Origin of the sequence: Flavobacterium sp. SLB02, from assembly GCF_009664855.1 — a bacterium.
Taxonomy (GTDB): Bacteria; Bacteroidota; Bacteroidia; order Flavobacteriales; family Flavobacteriaceae; genus Flavobacterium.
Map to the genome: position 1 here is coordinate 1,598,067 of NZ_CP045928.1, position 15,643 is coordinate 1,613,709.

Here is a 15,643-nt window from a genome sequence, read left to right on the forward strand (position 1 = left end):
TTGTGATCTCGAAAAAGGAGAGATCACACTCGTATTTGCGTTCAGATATTCGCCCATCTTTGTCGAGTTTCTAGTGTGATCTCTCCTTCGTCGAGATGACAAACTTTCTAGTTCGCTTAATAATCAAACTATAATGTGGTCGGGTTTTTTCATATATTCTTCTTTATCTTTGTCTGCATTAAACTTGTTATATGCTTAATTACAAACTGCACCATCTCGAATTCGAACCTCGTGAAGAGTTGCAGGATAGCATTAAGTGTTTTTGGTACGACAGAAGAGACTCCGCTGAAGAGCCATCTAATTTTGAGGTTATGCCTGATGGTTACGCCGAAATTATTTTTTATTTTGGAAGTACCTGCAGCGTTTCCTACAATGGTGTTTTACAGCCGTTACCATCACCTTTTATAATGGGGTTGCTTAATCAGCCTGTTATTTTAAACTCCAATAATCGTTTAGAGATTATTGCCATTCGATGTTTTCCCTGGACCGTTTTTGATTTACTCGGATTGCCATCAGGAAAGGGTAAAGGCGGAGTACATATTTTCGAACATCCTATTGCTCAGCTTCAATCGCGTTTGAATGATCTAATTGAAGCCAATAAAATAGAAGAGGCGATTGCACAAGTTCAGCAGTTTTTCTTGAATGCGCACTCACAAATTCCTCCTGACAGTTTGTTGTTTAAAGCAGGATTGGCCATGCGAAATGCCAAAGGAATTATTCCGGTAAGCGAAGTAGCGTCGGCGGCTCATGCAACAGTTCGTACATTAGAAAGAAACTTCAAGCAATCATCCGGTCATAGCGTAAAAGATGTATCTGGTTTGATGCGTTTTGAACAGGTACGCAATCATTTATGGCATTTTCCTGATACTAACATTGCCGGTTTGGCCCAGGAATTAGGTTACACAGATCAATCCCATCTCAGTAGGGAATTTAAACGTTACAGCGGTACCACACCGGGCGCATTTGCGCGAAAAGCAAAACAGACCATCAGCAACGATTTTGTCGCGTTTGTACAATCCTAAAGAACATGCTTTTTAGAATTTTGTCTTTCAATTATTATATATGAAAACAAAATCAAAAAAACACATATTTTGGATTATCATCGGGATTGTACTCCTGAATTCTATAGGCATGTCGGTTGTATTACCGCTGCTGCCGTTTATTGTAGGCAAATATCTTCCTTCGGAACATATCGTTGTAGGTATGAGCGCACTCATGTCGGTATTTGCAGCCTGTACATTTTTTGCAGCACCCATTTTTGGATCATTAAGCGATCGATACGGACGAAAAAATATTTTGATATTAAGTTTACTCGGCTCAGTGATTGGCTATGTATTATTCGGAATAGGAGGAGCATTGTGGATTCTTTTCCTCGGTCGTATTATCGACGGACTTACGGCAGGAAATATCAGTATTTTATTTGCTTATATATCTGATACTACAGAACCAAAAGAAAGAGCCAAATGGTTTGGTTATATTGGTTCTGCCATGGGAATTGGCAAATTAGGAGGTCCCGCATTGGGCGGATTGTTAGGCGGTATTTCCCTTTCGTTGCCGTTTTTTGTTACTGGCGCACTGATATTTCTCTCTGGTTTGGCGACGTACTTTTTGTTGCCGGAATCTTTGGCTCGGGAGAAAAGAATCCAACATTTATCTCTTAATAGTTTTAATGTCTTTTCTCATTTTAAAGATATTTTTAGTCTCAAACAAATTAAGTTACTGCTAGTACTGGGCATTCTTTTCTATGCCGGATTAGGAGTTTTCCAGTTTAATTTTACCATTTTTCTAAAAGATATTTACAAATGGGGACCTGTCTTTATCGGCACAATGCTAACGCTTGTTGGGATTTGCGAAATTTTTTCACGCGCCGTATTACTACCCTGGTTATTGAAACGCTGTAACGAAAAAAGTATCGGAATCACAGGTTTAATTGGTTTTGGAATTGGTTTAGCATTAATCTTGTTGAGTATATTTATTCCGTCAGTATTCATTATTGCACTTGGTGTAATCTTTATAATTTCCGGAGAAGGTTTATTCGATCCAACATACAACGCCAAATTATCACAATCTGTAGACGAAAGCCAACAGGGAAAATTACAAGGGGTGAATCAAAGCTTGCAGGCGGCCAATAATATGTTGATTCCTCTGGGCGCTGCGGCTATTTATTTTTACAGCCCGGCTATTTTGTATGCAACAGCAACATTTATCGTTTTGGTGGCCGTTTTTATATATGCGAAATACATTCCTAAAACAAAGCACAATCAAAATTCCAATGAATAATCTAAGATTGAAAAGACTAAAGCTTAGCTTTGAATTTTTTGATTTTGAAGTTCTTCGATTTTACTAATTTCCCGTTATCGGTAATCATGACACAACTGTAATGGGGATATTTTTTAAGTAAAAGCAAGCCTTCCTTTTGTCCTAAAACCATTAGAGAAGTGCTTAGTCCATTAGCAGTTTCAGCGTTTGGACCAAAAACCGATACGCTGCACAATCCGGTTGCTGGATAACCTGTTGCCGGATTTATAATGTGTGAGTAGCGTTTTCCCTTAAAAACAACAAACTTTTCATAGCTTCCGGAAGTAGTTACAGCGCCATTGTTTAAAGGAACTACAGCAAATAACTCATCAGGATGAAACGGATTGGTCATACCAATATTCCAGTCTTTACCGTTGGGCTGTCTTCCCCAGGCAGTCATATCTCCGGATCCGTTTACGATTCCGGCTTTTATACCTTTTGCCAGCATCATATTTCGGCATCTATCGGTTGCGTATCCTTCGCCTAGAGCACCAAAACCAATTTTCATTCCTTTCAATTTTAGAAAAATGGTCGATTGAACCGAATCCAGAATGATATTTTTATATCCCACTTTTTCAACTGATTTTTTTATGGCTTCCGCCGAAGGCATTCCAGTCATCGATCCGTCAAATTTCCAGATTCTGTCCATGGCGGCAAAACTCACATCAAAACCGCCTTTTGTAGCTTCAGAAAATTGTATGGCTCTTTGGGTCAGTTCAAATACCTCACGATCGACTTTGATAGGTTTAATTCCCGCATTCTGATTGACTTGCGAAACTTGCGAATCCGGTTTCCAATCAGATATTAAATTTTCGATTCTGGTAATTTCCGCAATAACTTCGTCAATATTTTGTTCTGCCGAAAGAGAGTCTTTTGCCACGATCGTAATATCAAAACGTCCTCCCATAAGTAAAGTCGTTCGCTTTCGTAAAACTTGCGCATTAACAGATAAACCGCAAATTATGACAGCGAAAAACAGGAGTTTATATAGGATTGATTTGTGCATGAAAATCATTTTAGTTATTCGTTTTATTAAGATTTGAAATGTACCTAACGGTACGATTTTACCTAATAACAATCCGTCAGCAATTGACCATTTTCTTTATAATCTGCAATGCTTTTTATTTTTCTTTCCAGACATAATTTATCGAGAATAGCTTCTACATCTTTTTGCATGGCAAGAGATCCACAAATCATGATGACACCGCCTTCTTTTAATAAATCAATAAAAAAATCAGCATCTCGTTTGATAAGATCCATTACATAAAAATGTTCGGCTTCGCGTGATAAAGCCAAATGGAAACTTTGCAGTTTTTGTTTCTCCATCATTTCAGCAGTAAACTTTTTATATCCTGAAACAGTTTCAGTTTCCATACGGAATCCAGCATACAAATGCGTTTCTGTTTTGGTTTTATTCTGCTCGATCATTCCAAGGAAAGGCGCAATACCGGTTCCGTTTGAAATTAGCGCTACTTTAGAAATCTTTTTAGGGAAATGAAAAGCCTTATTATTGATGATTCTGGCCTTGATCGTATTTCCGGGAGTAAGGTTATTTAGAAACTCAGAACCCAATCCGTGTGGATGTAGTTTTACGACCAATTGTATGTTACCCGAATGATTCCCGATAGAGTAGAGGCGTTCTCTTGTATCGTTTGCCGGATAAATAGCCAGTAAATCGCCTGAACTGAATTTAGCCCTTGCATTGGCCCTTAAAGTCAGGATAAAAGTTTGTTCGTTCTCAGAAACCAGTGTTTTATCTAAAACCATTAGCTTTTGCAGCCCTTTTGGAACATGATTGTATAAAGAAGGCGTAGTCGATAACGGAATGCCGGTTTTGGCGCTCCATAATTTTATCCATTCTACAAATTCTGTTGCCGATTTATCGTTTACGGTTTGGACATCCAGGAAACGCTCCGCCCAATTATGATTTTCTAATTGCCTGTCGGTTTCAAAAGCAAATTCGCAAAAATCCGGATAAGCTTTCGAGCCAAAACCTACTACTGAATAATTGATTTTTTGCTCTTGAGGATATTTCTGTATAAGCGACACAAATTTACTTCCGTTAGAAGGCGCATCTCCCAAACCATGAGTAGAGGAGAATACGATAATATGTTCTGCTTTCGGGAAAGTAGTATAGCTGTTCAATTCGGTGATAAAAGCTTTTTCGCCATGGCCAATCAATTGCTTAAGGATGGCATTAGCAAAATGCAAAGAACTTCCGTTTTCAGAACCTGCCAGAAGTATAAATTTACTTTCACTGGCTTGGAATTTATTTTTAATGCGGCTTGACCTTCTTTTTAAGGTAATAGCAAAACCGGAATAGATAAAAAAGAGAATATTAAGGCTCGCAATAGCCAATATAAAAGCCCAGATTGCGTTGGTTTTTCCGGTATGCAGATTAAGGCTTAAATCCGATAACTGAACGATCATTGGAGAACGCTTTTGTGTTGCCACAGCGCCCGTAACCTGATTGACTTCGATCTCGCGATCGTTTAACTCAATGATATAATATTCCTCGGGATCATCTGTAAAAGGAAATTCTATTTTCTTAACATCAGCCAAAAGTGTTGTTGTAAATACAGAAACAGTTTTGTCTTTTGAAGGCGTTACGATTTCTGTTTTTTCTTTTTTCTTTTCTTCTTTATCCATAAAAAAGTTGAATCTTTCTAGGGATAAATACGTTCCGGTAAGGGCAATAATCAAAATCGGAATCAGCGCCAGTCTCCCTAAAACAACATGATAATATTGGGCAAAATAGTCTTTGACCACTTTCGAAAAGAAATTACGGATTCCTCTTTGTCTGTTTAAAACAAGGGCAAAACCAGAAATGGCAATCAGCAATAATAAAAAAGAAATTACACCAACAAAAAATCGTCCGGTTTCGTGAAGAAACAGCGAACGATGAAAACCCGTAACCCATTGAATAAATTCACTTTTCTTGACCGGCGTTCCTAATTGTTTCCCCGTTTTAGGATTGATGTAAGCATTGATATCATTACCATCTTCATCAATGGCCTGGAGGGTAACAAATTGATTATGATCTACATTTAACTCTGTAATTTCAGTGTACTGTTTTTTTAAGACGGTTAAGGTTTCTCCCAGCGTTATTTTGTCGAAATTTTCTACCTTATACGGAAGTGTTTTTTCCTGCATCGCATCCAGCGCCAGGATAATTCCTGTAGTCGAAGCTAAAATTAAAAATAAAGAAGAAAACAAAGCCAGAGCCAAGTGTGCGTAACGCCAAAAAGAAAGAGTCATTGAGTGTAATCTATTGAAATGTAATTGTTTTTTCCCACTGATTAAAATGATTAATCTATTTAATTTGTGGCAACTTTGTCAAAGTTTTAAATTTTGACAAAGTTTGTTAAGAACGAAAATATTAAATCTTGTTTAATCTCACGTATCTAATATAACCTTTTCCTTCTGTTTTATCAGCAAGACCTTCGGTTGTAAGCGGAATTTCAACATCATTTACATGATACTTCTGATCTTCTACAGCCGACTCAAAACGTAGTTTATATCCTTTATTAATTTTAGAATCATCGATTTCTATGGTCGTAATGCTGCGATCTCCACCCGTAACAGATGCTCCGGTTTTGGCACTAATATCAGCAGGTTTAGCTGTCTGGAATTTGTTCCATTCTTTCAGTGATTTGTACCATTTTTTATCATCGCCCATTACATAAAGTGTTTTTTCGTACTCCCCCTTGGTATTAATAAGCGAAACTACGATGTAAGCGCCTTCACCCATATAGTTTGACATTTGCAGCATGCATTTGTATTTACTTGCCTGAGCATTTGCCTGAAAAGAGATTAAACAAATTAATGCACTGGTAAGAGCTATTTTAAGTATTGATTTCATGCGGATATTAGATTTTAGAATATGGATTTTAGATTGGAATTTGGAATTTAAATTATAGACTTTAATATTTGGAATTTAAAAAAAAATGGAATTTAAATTTTAAACTATTGTTTTAAAAATTCAACAGAAACATTATTTTTAGTCAGTGACTCATTTTCTTTGGCCAATGCGTAAGGAGTTTCGTCGAATTCGGTATTGATGTCTTTTTTAGCTCCAATTGAAACCAGGTATTTTAAGATCGTATCATCTTTGGCAACCATTGCAGCTTTGTGCAGCGCTGTCATTCCATCTTTATTTTTAGCATTAACATCGATGTTTAAAGCAGCTAGTTTTCTTAGTAAAGCCAAATCATTTTTAGCAATAGCGAAGTGATATAAATTACTTCCGTCTTTTTGGGCAGCAGCAAGGTTTAAGCCCTTATCCTGAAGTAATTTTGCTTTTGCATCAAAAGAATCTTGTGCATTGGCTTCACGTCCGGCTGGTCTGTAAGATTGTACTAAATAAATTCCCAGATTATTTCCGTCCTTATCTTTTACGTTTACATCTGCACCTTTTGTTAAAAGTAGTGCAACAGCTTCAGGAGTTCCTGATCTTACTGCAAAAGTCAAAGCCGATTCTCCTTTTGCATTTTGTAAATTGATGTTTTTGGTTACAGGAATTAATTTTTCTAATGTGCTAATTTCTCTTCCCGCAGCAATAATCAATGGCGTATTTCCGTCTTTATTTACTTTGTTAGCGTCGACGCCTTTGGCTAAAAAGTAATTGATAATTTCAGACTGGTTTTGTTTAGCTGCCAAAAGATGCAATACATTATCTCCAGATTTATTTACAGCCGATGGTTTTATTTTAACCTCATCAACAAGATATTTGTAGGTTTCAAGAGGAGTGGTTTCTCTGCGTGTTCCTTGTGTGGCGATTAAAAGCGCGTTGTCTGTGTGTTTAACTCCTTTTGCTGCAATTTTTTTCAAAAGCGTAACATTTCCTGTTCTTGCAGCATAATCAAAAGCAGTATTTCCGTTACTGTTAACATCTTTTAAGGATAATCCTTTTGTGATAAGATAGTCAGAGAAAGACAGGTCTTTGTCAAACGGAATAGCCAAAAGTAATAGGTTGGCACCATCATTATATTTTTTCTTAGGATCTATTCCTGCCTTAAAAAAAGCTTCGGCAACACCTTGATTAAGCAATCCGTTACCAGCAGCAAAAACAAGAGGAGTAGTACCGTGACTATCTTCAAAATTAACATCAGAACCTTTTGCAATTAAATATTCTACCAATTCTGTATTTCCTCTGTAAGCAGCCCAATGAAGATAAATACGATTATCATGAGTGGATTTAGAAACGGGGTTTCCGGATTGGTCTAATAAGAATTTGATACTTGCCAGAGGCGCATCATTATTTATCGCCATTACAACAACATCAAAAGCATTTGCATTGGCCTCTGCCGGGTTATTGCCTTTTGCTATTTCTGCTTTAAGGGCAGTAACATCAGGTGCGGTTTTCCAAAAAGACTGTTCTAATAAGATATTTTTTTGTTGGGCACTAACAAATAAAGTTGCGGCTAATGCAAAAGAGATAAAAATATTCTTTTTCATATGGAGGTATTTATTGTTTTGAAATTCGTTTAAGGTTATTTTTTCCTTTACCCTAATATCTTCTTTACACAAAATCTATTTAGAATAATTAAAAATAACGCAAATGTAAAAATTAATATCAGTAAACCAACTTTATTTAGGGAAGAAACTGTAATTCTAATGATTTTTTAAGATTGGAAAAAGCATTAGGATAACTTTAGAAAACTGCAATCTTTTTGTAATTTTTACTGATTTGGATATTGAACATTAAAAAGCTAAACAGGCAATAGGTCTTTTATTGCTGGTTTTAAGGATTTGCAAATAAAGAATTTGAAGAAATTAAATAAATCCTAATTATTTATTAATCGCCTCTATAATCTTTTCGCGATGGCTTAGACCCCAGTTTACCAAAGTTTCTGTAACGGGAAGAACAGATTTTCCGTATTCTGTAATGGCATACACTACCGTTATTGGTTTTGTTTGCTGTTCCGTTCTTGAAACCAGTAAATTGGTTTCCAGTTCCTTCAATTCTTTACTCAGCATCTTGGCCGATATTCCATCGATCTCGCGTTGCATTTTCTTGAAATTAATTACCTGATGCGTTCTGTTCGTCAGGAAACGCAGGATCATCAGTTTCCATTTTCCTCCTAAAACATCCAGACTATCACGCATGGCCATAAGTTCTTCTGAACAATTGGCTTCGCGAAGCGTTCCGTTATCATTAATTTTTGCCATAGTAGTTTCTATTCGGTAACCGGTAACCTTGGGTTAACCCATAGCAAAAATAAAGTATTTGCACTGTAATTTCGTAAGATAAAAGAAGAAAAATGAAAGCAATCGTTTTACATCAAAAGGGAGAATTTAAACTTGAAGAAGTAGATACTCCACAACCAAAAGAGCAGCAGGTTCAGGTAAAAATAGCCGCAGCAGGATTTAACCCAATCGATTATCAGATGACTGAAAATGCGATGGAACGCAAGTTGCTGCATTCGTCAATATTGGGCAGGGAATTTTCAGGGATCATTTCAGCTATTGGAGAAAGAGTAACTGATTTTAAAATAGGAGATCCTGTTTTTTGCGGTTCAGGAAGCATGGGATCAAATGGTACTTATGCCGAATATATTTGTGTTCCCGCCGCTATTGTAATGCACCTGCCAAAGAATATTTCATTTGAAGAAAGTGCAGGAATATCTTCTGTTGGATTAACAGCGTTGCAATCGATAAACAGGATGAAAGCGAATCTGACAGATTCTATTCTTGTAACCGGCGGCGCTGGCGGAGTAGGGAATATGCTCCTTAAATTACTTCTGTCAAAAGGATATGTAAATCTTATTGTAACAGCCGGAAACGAAAATAGTATTGCTGCCCTATTAGATCTTGGCTTAAAGCCAAGGCAGATTATCAATTACAGAAAAGATCAGGTTTACGAAACGGCTTTGGCTTTGAACAATAACAAATATTTTGATTTTGCTGTGGATCTGGTGGGGAATGAAATCGGACTTACGGCAGCAAAACTTTTAAAAATAAACGGAACTTATGTTGATGTTACTAATTTTTCTACACCAGATTCCCGTGAAGTTCTTTTTAGCAGAGGCGCCACAATTCTTAATATCTCCAATTATGCTTTTGGCTTAGAAAAGCAATATGATTATTATAAAAAGGGATTGAATGAATTGAGAATTTTACTCGAAAACAAATCGATCACACCACCAATGATTGAAATAGTCGGCAATTTAGAAGATGAAACTGTTTTGAAAGCGCTTAATATTCTTCGTGAAAACAAAACCAATGGAAAGAAATTAATCATGCAAATCAATCCACTATGAAGACAATTCCCAGAAGAATCGTTACAGGAATAAAAAGTGGAAAATCAATAATCGAAAAAGATACAATTGTATCGAATGTTTCGGAACATTTTCCGGGTTTGGTCATCTCTGATATTTGGTCTACAGATTCTATGCCCGTAAAATTAGAAGAAGAAAAAGTAATCGAAAATACCGCTTTCCCAAATATACCCAAAAACGGAAGTTATTTTAGATACGTTCAGATTCCACCTGACAAGGATCTTGGGATTGTAGCGCCCGAGGGTCAGCCACATCCGCTGATGCATCAAACTGATACATTAGATTATATCGTAATTCTTTCGGGAGAAATCTGGCTTATTGTGGATGAAGGGGAAACTTTATTGCAAGCTGGAGATATTGTTGTACAAAGAGGCGCCAATCATGCCTGGAGTAATCGATCTGATTTATCTTGTATTCAGTTGGCTATACTATTGGATGCTGGAAAAGTAGAGGTGTAAATTTATGACCCACGTATAATACAGATTCGCTTTGCGAAAACTCGAATTTTGACGGATTTTTTTGTACAAAAGATAGAATATGTGGGTTGTTGTAAGGCTGAGGGAAGTCGAAGCCCGTTGGGCCCTTCGGCTTCGCTCAGGATGGCTGGCGTTAGTAATCTGCGTGAAAACTTTGTCAAAGTTCGAAACTTTGACAAAGTGATAAAAACAAAAGAAATCCACTCAAATCGATTTAAATCCTTACCATCGGGTGCGCCATCAAAAAAAAGTCATTATGAAAACAAGTGCCCTAGCCCTGATGGGAGCGGCATCTTTTGCTTACTTTCTTTAAGCAAAGATATAGCGGACAGCAGCAAACAGCTTCAAGTCCTTAAAAAAAAAGTCTATTAAATTGATAGGGTTAAAAAAGTTTGCGATTTTGCATTGAAATTCAAATTATCTCTTTAAATTTGCCGCAGCAATGAAAAACGATAACCAGAATACCAATTATTATAGCTGCAGCATAATGTGTTGCACTTCTATGCGATGGTATGAACTGGCTTATATATAAAAATAAAATGATTTATTTCTCAAGCCTTTCATAATCTATTGAAAGGCTTTTTGATTTTAAATTTTAGAATTTCAGAAGCGTTAAGTATTGATATCTGTGGATGTAGCAGATTTAATTTGAATTTAAAAAATGATTGAATTAAAAAATGTCACCAAGAATTTTCATCAGAAAAACCGAATTGTTTCGGCTTTATCAGATGTTTCGCTTAAAGTTCCGCCGGGGAAAATCTTTGGTGTAATTGGAACTTCGGGAGCTGGAAAAAGTACCTTGATTCGATGTGTGAACTTATTGGAAAGACCAACTTCGGGAGAAATTATCGTTGACGGGAAATCGTTGATACAATTATCGAATGCGCAATTGGCAATCGAAAGAAGACAAATTGGGATGATTTTTCAGCATTTTAATTTGCTTTCCTCAAGAACGGTTTTTGATAATGTAGCTTTTCCGCTGGAATTGGTTGGGGCATCAAAGGACGATATTCGAAAACGTGTTTTTGAATTATTGGAATTAGTAGGTTTGGCCGAAAAAGCAAACGATTATCCTGCAAGCCTTTCCGGAGGTCAGAAACAAAGGGTGGCTATTGCGAGAACTTTGGCGAATAACCCGAAAGTATTGTTGTGTGATGAAGCTACAAGTGCTTTGGACCCTGCGACTACAAGATCGATTCTAAACTTATTGAAAGATATTAATCGTCGCCTGAACATCACAATTTTATTGATTACACACCAAATGGAAGTGGTAAAATCAATTTGCGATGAGGTCGCGGTAATCAGTCACGGAAAATTGATCGAGCAGGGAAGTGTGGGAGAAATTTTTGCCGATCCTAAGCATGAATTAACCAAAGAATTTATTGCTTCTTCTCTGCATCTTGATATCCCGAGAGTGTATCAGGAAAGATTACAAAAGGAAGATGGTGAAGGTCTGAGTCCGTTATTGAGACTTGAAATGACTGGAAAATCGGTAAATGAGCCTGTAATTTCTGAAGTTTCGAGATTGTTTGATACCAACTTTAAAATCGTAAGTGCTCAAATGGATCAGGCGGGAGATGTAAACTTTGGTGTGATGCTGATCGAATTATCTGGCAAACGCGAGAATTACGAAGCTGCAATTGAATATTTTATTTCTAAACATATTAAAACAGAAATCATAGGTTATGTCTGATTCTACTATTACCTTATTATTAAACGGTACCTGGGAAACCATCGTAATGACATTTGTGTCGGGCTTTTTTGGTTTTGCATTAGGGCTTCCTACAGGTATTTTGCTTTTCCTTACGAGAAAAAATCAAATTCTGGAGCAACCCGTTTTAAACAGAACTTTATCGGTTTTGGTGAATATTTTTCGTTCGATTCCGTTTATTATATTAATTGTTTGGATGATTCCGTTTACACGTGCCCTGGTAGGAACTTCTATTGGCGTAAGTGCAGCGCTAGTTCCGTTAAGTATTGGAGCAGCTCCATTTATTGCCCGACTTGTTGAGAATAGCCTTCTTGGTTTGCCTTCGGGATTAATCGAAGCGGCAAGAGCTTTGGGCGCAACGCCTTTGCAAATTGTATATAAAGTACTGCTTCCAGAAGCATTACCTTCTTTAATAAACGCTGCATCCATTACCTTAATTACTCTTGTAGGTTATTCTGCAATGGGTGGCGCTGTTGGTGCTGGTGGTTTAGGACAAGTGGGATATCAGTACGGATATATTGGTTATGATGCCGTAATCATGAATTCGGTTTTGGCGTTGTTGGTAATTTTGGTATTCGTGATTCAGTTTGCGGGTGACTTTTTATCAAAACGATTTGATCATAGATAATACTTTGCGGTTAAATTTTAGGCAACAGATAAATAATAATTAAAAACTAAAATATGATTACTAAAAATAATTTTTTAAAAGCAATCGGAATTTTAACCTTGACACTTTCATTGGTTAATTGTGGAAAAAGCAAAAACAACGATCCGCACCACATAAAAGTAGGGGTTGCAACAGGACCGGAATATAAAGTAGCAGAAGCGGCTAAGAAAGTAGCAAAAGAAAAATACGGACTAGAAGTAGAGTTGATTTCTTTTAATGATTACGTGATTCCTAACGAAGCTTTGAGCCAGGGAGATATTGATGCAAATGCTTTTCAGCACAAACCTTATCTTGATGAGCAATCGAAACAACGCGGATACAAATTAGCAATCATTGGTAAAACATTTATTTATCCTATTGCAGCCTACTCTAAAAAAATAAAAAGTCTTGCAGATTTGAAAGATGAAAGCACCATTATTATCCCAAATGATCCAACAAACGGTGGTCGTTCGTTATTGCTTTTAGAAAAAAATGGTTTGCTAAAACTAAAAGAGAGAATTGGATTATTGCCTAAAGTAACCGATATTGTAAGTAATCCTAAAAAGCTTAAAATCTTAGAATTAGAAGCACCTCAATTACCAAGAGCTCTTGATGATGCCAACGTAACAATTGCTATTATTAATAATACTTTTGCTTCTCAGGCTGGATTGGTTCCTTCGCGTGATGCTTTGTTTGTTGAGGATAAAGATTCTCCTTACGTAAACTTGGTAGTAAGCCGTGAGGACAATAAAAACGAAGAAAAAGTAAAACAGTTTTTACAAGCTTTTCAATCTCCAGAAGTTGAAGCAGCAGCTCTTAAAGAATTTAAAGGCGGAGCTGTAAAAGGCTGGTAAAAAATAGTTGTATTCTTTTAGTACAATCAAAAAAGCGCTAAATCATTAGATTCAGCGCTTTTTTTATATAAATAATCGAATTAGTAAAAAACAATTTAATCTTCTGCAGCAGCTTTTTTCCTTCCTTCGATATTTGGAAGAAAGCTTGTCAAAATCCCTATTAAAGGCAAAAATGCACAAACTTTAAAAACATACTCAATGCTTGTTGAGTCTGCTAATTTGCCTAATATAGCAGAACCTAATCCGCCCATCCCAAAAGCCAATCCAAAGAAAAGACCTGCTATTAAACCCACTTTTCCAGGAACAAGTTCTGTAGCATAAACCAAGATTGCAGAGAAAGCAGACGATATAATCAAACCAATAATTACAGATAAAATTCCGGTCCAGAAAAGAGAAGCGTATGGCAATAATAAGGTAAAAGGAGCAACGCCTAATATAGAGATCCAAATGATGTATTTTCGACCAAAACGATCTCCTAATGCTCCGCCAAACAATGTTCCGGCAGCAACAGCACCAAGAAAAGCAAAAAGATAAATTTGAGATTCCTGTACAGAGACATGAAATTTATCAATAAGATAAAAAGTATAATAACTGGTCATACTGGCCATATAAAAGTATTTCGAGAAAATTAATACTAATAAAATAACCAACGAAAATATAACTTTTTGTTTTGAAAGTGAATGATGAACTTCCTCAGCTACGGCAGATTTATTTTTAGCTTTAAGATTTAAATGCTCCTGATACCATTTTGCAACACCTGAGAGAATAATAATTCCTACAGCAGCTGCAAGACAAAACCAGATAATATTAAACTGTCCATAAGGCACTACAATAATAGCCGCAAGCAAAGGCCCAATGGCGCTTCCTGCATTTCCTCCTAATTGAAAAATAGATTGTGCCAAACCTCTTTTTCCTCCGGAAGCCATGTGAGCAACCCTTGAAGCTTCGGGATGAAATATAGAAGATCCAACACCAATTAGACTAACGGCAAGTAAAATATTGATAAAACTTGAAGCAACTGCTACAGCTGCCAACCCCAAAAGTGTAAAAACCATGGCAACGGCTAGTGAATAGGGGCGTGGTCTTTTATCAGTATAAAATCCAACAAAAGGTTGTAAAATAGATGCAGTAAGTTGATAAGTCAGGGTGATTAAACCAATTTCGGTAAAGGTCAAATGAAATTTATCTTTTATAATAGGATAAACTGCAGGAACCACAGCCTGAAGCATATCATTAATAAAATGCGTTAAGCTAATAGTAAATAAAATAGAGAAAACAGTTTGCTGGGCCAACTGCTTCGAATGGGTAATGGTGTTTGTTTTCATAATGAATTAAAAAAAAAATCAGATCATCTGATGAATTGGAGTAAAAAATTAGTAATTAGTATGTCCTATTATTTTGGCAACAGTATTCCATGTTTTTTTAGGGTCTTTTGCAATGATATTGTCTAAAAGTTGTTCGTGTATTGCGTATGTATCCTGAAATATTTTCGTGTTAGGATAGATTCTAAGAAACTCCTTTTTTAAATGTTTCGATACAGATTTATATAAATCGGCCAAAATTTCATTTTTTGATGCTTGAGCAATCGCGATATGAAATTGTATATCCGCTTTGACACATTCTTCGAGTAAACCTTCATTGGCCGTTTTCATTCTATCGGCCAAATGCTGTTTCATGGCAATGATATCCTCTTCTGTTCGGTTAATGGCCGCTTTTTCAGCAATTTTCAGCTCTAGTAATTGTCTTACTTCATCTAAATCCTCAAGACTTGCACGCTTTAATCGCTGGTCCATTGGCTCTTGTATGCTGGTCACTTCCTGAACAAAAGTACCGACCCCTTGCTGAATCCGGAGCAAACCTGAATTAGCGAGTAGCTTCATCGCTTCTCTTATCGAGGATCTTCCAACACCAAAACTCTTCATCAATTCTGCTTCAATAGGCAATTTCTCGTTGATCTTATAATGACCAAGAGATATTTGCTCCTGTAATTTTGAAGCAACTTCTTCTGCGAGAGATTTTTTATTGATTAATGTCATAATTGAGTTATCATATCATCTGATGAATGCAAAAGTATAAAAAAAATTTAAATAACCGCTAAGAGCTCAAAATTTTTAAGTGCAAAGTTTTTTTACCGCAGAGAACACCAAGGGAGAAAACACAAAGTAACACAAGTTTTTAATTCTCTGTAAAAATCTCTGTGTCCTCTGTGGTTAAATAAAAATTTGCGATAATTTGTGACTCGAGCGATAGCGAATAGGCGAAGCAAATTTGTATTTAAAAAAAATACAATATAGACTTTGCGTCCTTGCGCCTTTGAGATTATTTCAGCCCAGTAAAAAAATCCTCGCATTCTTTGCGGTTAAGTACTTAACAAATCT

Annotated in this window: 14 protein-coding genes; 7 read left to right on the forward strand and 7 right to left on the reverse strand. The window is 36.5% G+C overall.

Annotation, left to right across the window (positions count from 1 at the left end):
* Positions 1–191 precede the first annotated feature (191 nt).
* Positions 192–1,022: a helix-turn-helix domain-containing protein gene (locus GIY83_RS06350; protein ID WP_194616148.1), complete on the forward strand. Its 831-nt coding sequence runs from the start codon at positions 192–194 to the stop codon at positions 1,020–1,022.
* Between the two features lie 40 nt (positions 1,023–1,062).
* Entirely contained in the window at positions 1,063–2,280 is a 1,218-nt protein-coding gene (locus GIY83_RS06355) for an MFS transporter (RefSeq protein ID WP_208685820.1), read from the forward strand.
* 16 nt (positions 2,281–2,296) lie between these two features.
* Here GIY83_RS06355 and GIY83_RS06360 read toward each other — a convergent pair whose 3' ends face one another.
* The 5 genes from GIY83_RS06360 to GIY83_RS06380 all read right to left on the reverse strand — a co-directional run bounded on the left by GIY83_RS06360 (position 2,297) and on the right by GIY83_RS06380 (position 8,469).
* The gene (locus GIY83_RS06360) at positions 2,297–3,304 is read right to left on the reverse strand and encodes an FAD:protein FMN transferase (protein WP_194616146.1); all 1,008 of its coding nucleotides are present in this window, start codon (positions 3,302–3,304) and stop codon (positions 2,297–2,299) included.
* A 62-nt stretch (positions 3,305–3,366) separates the two neighbouring features.
* Positions 3,367–5,556: a PepSY domain-containing protein gene (locus GIY83_RS06365; RefSeq protein ID WP_208685823.1), complete on the reverse strand. Its 2,190-nt coding sequence runs from the start codon at positions 5,554–5,556 to the stop codon at positions 3,367–3,369.
* A 121-nt stretch (positions 5,557–5,677) separates the two neighbouring features.
* On the reverse strand, positions 5,678–6,160 hold the full coding sequence (locus GIY83_RS06370) for a DUF2271 domain-containing protein (protein WP_208685825.1): 483 nt from the start codon (positions 6,158–6,160) through the stop codon (positions 5,678–5,680).
* A 104-nt stretch (positions 6,161–6,264) separates the two neighbouring features.
* Positions 6,265–7,755 carry an ankyrin repeat domain-containing protein gene (locus GIY83_RS06375; RefSeq protein WP_208685827.1) on the reverse strand — a complete coding sequence of 497 codons (1,491 nt, stop codon included), beginning with the start codon at positions 7,753–7,755 and terminating at the stop codon, positions 6,265–6,267.
* Positions 7,756–8,088: 333 nt separating this feature from the next.
* The gene (locus GIY83_RS06380) at positions 8,089–8,469 is read right to left on the reverse strand and encodes a helix-turn-helix domain-containing protein (protein ID WP_194616142.1); all 381 of its coding nucleotides are present in this window, start codon (positions 8,467–8,469) and stop codon (positions 8,089–8,091) included.
* Positions 8,470–8,561: 92 nt separating this feature from the next.
* Between GIY83_RS06380 and GIY83_RS06385 the strand changes: the two genes are divergently transcribed.
* The 5 genes from GIY83_RS06385 to metQ all read left to right on the forward strand — a co-directional run bounded on the left by GIY83_RS06385 (position 8,562) and on the right by metQ (position 13,265).
* Complete coding sequence (locus GIY83_RS06385) at positions 8,562–9,560, forward strand: NADP-dependent oxidoreductase (RefSeq protein ID WP_194616141.1); 999 nt, start codon at positions 8,562–8,564, stop codon at positions 9,558–9,560.
* The gene (locus tag GIY83_RS06390; protein WP_194616140.1) at positions 9,557–10,036 is read left to right on the forward strand and encodes a cupin domain-containing protein; all 480 of its coding nucleotides are present in this window, start codon (positions 9,557–9,559) and stop codon (positions 10,034–10,036) included. Before GIY83_RS06385 ends, GIY83_RS06390 begins: the two co-directional genes overlap by 4 nt.
* A gap of 679 nt (positions 10,037–10,715) precedes the next feature.
* Complete coding sequence (gene metN, locus GIY83_RS06395) at positions 10,716–11,747, forward strand: methionine ABC transporter ATP-binding protein MetN (RefSeq protein WP_208685835.1); 1,032 nt, start codon at positions 10,716–10,718, stop codon at positions 11,745–11,747.
* The gene (locus tag GIY83_RS06400; RefSeq protein WP_194616137.1) at positions 11,740–12,393 is read left to right on the forward strand and encodes a methionine ABC transporter permease MetI; all 654 of its coding nucleotides are present in this window, start codon (positions 11,740–11,742) and stop codon (positions 12,391–12,393) included. The genes metN and GIY83_RS06400 overlap by 8 nt, the downstream gene beginning before the upstream one ends.
* A 53-nt stretch (positions 12,394–12,446) precedes the next feature.
* Entirely contained in the window at positions 12,447–13,265 is an 819-nt protein-coding gene (metQ, locus tag GIY83_RS06405) for a methionine ABC transporter substrate-binding lipoprotein MetQ (protein WP_194616136.1), read from the forward strand.
* Between the two features lie 95 nt (positions 13,266–13,360).
* Here the strand turns inward: metQ and GIY83_RS06410 are convergent, their stop codons facing one another.
* Entirely contained in the window at positions 13,361–14,590 is a 1,230-nt protein-coding gene (locus GIY83_RS06410; protein ID WP_194616135.1) for an MFS transporter, read from the reverse strand.
* A 48-nt stretch (positions 14,591–14,638) separates the two neighbouring features.
* Positions 14,639–15,301, reverse strand: coding sequence for a FadR/GntR family transcriptional regulator (locus GIY83_RS06415; protein WP_194616134.1), 663 nt, complete (start codon positions 15,299–15,301; stop codon positions 14,639–14,641).
* Between the last annotated feature and the right edge of the window lie 342 nt (positions 15,302–15,643).

What these genes read in the sequence shown, in the direction of transcription:
- GIY83_RS06365 (WP_208685823.1), bottom strand. Translation starts at nt 5,556, where the DNA reads ATGACTCTTTCTTTTTGGCGTTACGCACACTTGGCTCTGGCTTTGTTT.
- metN (WP_208685835.1), top strand. Translation starts at nt 10,716, where the DNA reads ATGATTGAATTAAAAAATGTCACCAAGAATTTTCATCAGAAAAACCGA.
- GIY83_RS06400 (WP_194616137.1), top strand. Translation starts at nt 11,740, where the DNA reads ATGTCTGATTCTACTATTACCTTATTATTAAACGGTACCTGGGAAACC.
- GIY83_RS06415 (WP_194616134.1), bottom strand. Translation starts at nt 15,301, where the DNA reads ATGACATTAATCAATAAAAAATCTCTCGCAGAAGAAGTTGCTTCAAAA.
- GIY83_RS06410 (WP_194616135.1), bottom strand. Translation starts at nt 14,590, where the DNA reads ATGAAAACAAACACCATTACCCATTCGAAGCAGTTGGCCCAGCAAACT.
- GIY83_RS06350 (WP_194616148.1), top strand. Translation starts at nt 192, where the DNA reads ATGCTTAATTACAAACTGCACCATCTCGAATTCGAACCTCGTGAAGAG.
- GIY83_RS06385 (WP_194616141.1), top strand. Translation starts at nt 8,562, where the DNA reads ATGAAAGCAATCGTTTTACATCAAAAGGGAGAATTTAAACTTGAAGAA.
- GIY83_RS06360 (WP_194616146.1), bottom strand. Translation starts at nt 3,304, where the DNA reads ATGCACAAATCAATCCTATATAAACTCCTGTTTTTCGCTGTCATAATT.
- metQ (WP_194616136.1), top strand. Translation starts at nt 12,447, where the DNA reads ATGATTACTAAAAATAATTTTTTAAAAGCAATCGGAATTTTAACCTTG.
- GIY83_RS06390 (WP_194616140.1), top strand. Translation starts at nt 9,557, where the DNA reads ATGAAGACAATTCCCAGAAGAATCGTTACAGGAATAAAAAGTGGAAAA.
- GIY83_RS06375 (WP_208685827.1), bottom strand. Translation starts at nt 7,755, where the DNA reads ATGAAAAAGAATATTTTTATCTCTTTTGCATTAGCCGCAACTTTATTT.
- GIY83_RS06370 (WP_208685825.1), bottom strand. Translation starts at nt 6,160, where the DNA reads ATGAAATCAATACTTAAAATAGCTCTTACCAGTGCATTAATTTGTTTA.
- GIY83_RS06355 (WP_208685820.1), top strand. Translation starts at nt 1,063, where the DNA reads ATGAAAACAAAATCAAAAAAACACATATTTTGGATTATCATCGGGATT.
- GIY83_RS06380 (WP_194616142.1), bottom strand. Translation starts at nt 8,469, where the DNA reads ATGGCAAAAATTAATGATAACGGAACGCTTCGCGAAGCCAATTGTTCA.